Here is a 364-nt window from a genome sequence, read left to right as displayed (position 1 = left end):
CAGGAAAGCCAAGACTCATGATCTTATTAAAAACCAACCACGGTGATATCACACTTAAGTTAGATTTCGAAAAAGCGCCAGTGACTGCTAAAAACTTCGAGCAGTATGTTAAAGAAGGTTTTTACAACGGTGTTATCTTCCACCGAGTGATCAGTAACTTCATGATTCAAGGTGGTGGTTTTGAGCCAGGCATGAACCAGAAAACTACCCGTGAAACTATCAAGAACGAAGCAAACAATGGTCTAAGCAACAAGAACTACACCGTTGCCATGGCTCGTACTATGGACCCTCACTCAGCGTCTGCACAGTTCTTTATCAATGTTAAAGACAACACGTTCCTAGACTATACGGCTGAAACAATGGA

At 42.0% G+C, this 364-nt stretch carries 1 protein-coding gene; it reads left to right on the top strand.

Going from position 1 to position 364, the window contains the following annotated elements; all coding sequences use genetic code 11:
• Positions 1-17 precede the first annotated feature (17 nt).
• The coding region (locus A3757_RS05540; RefSeq protein ID WP_197469836.1) for a peptidylprolyl isomerase at positions 18-364 on the top strand (347 nt) is incomplete at its 3' end.

This window comes from Oleiphilus sp. HI0117 (assembly GCF_001635235.1).
This window is presented reverse-complemented; position numbering and strand designations above follow the sequence as displayed.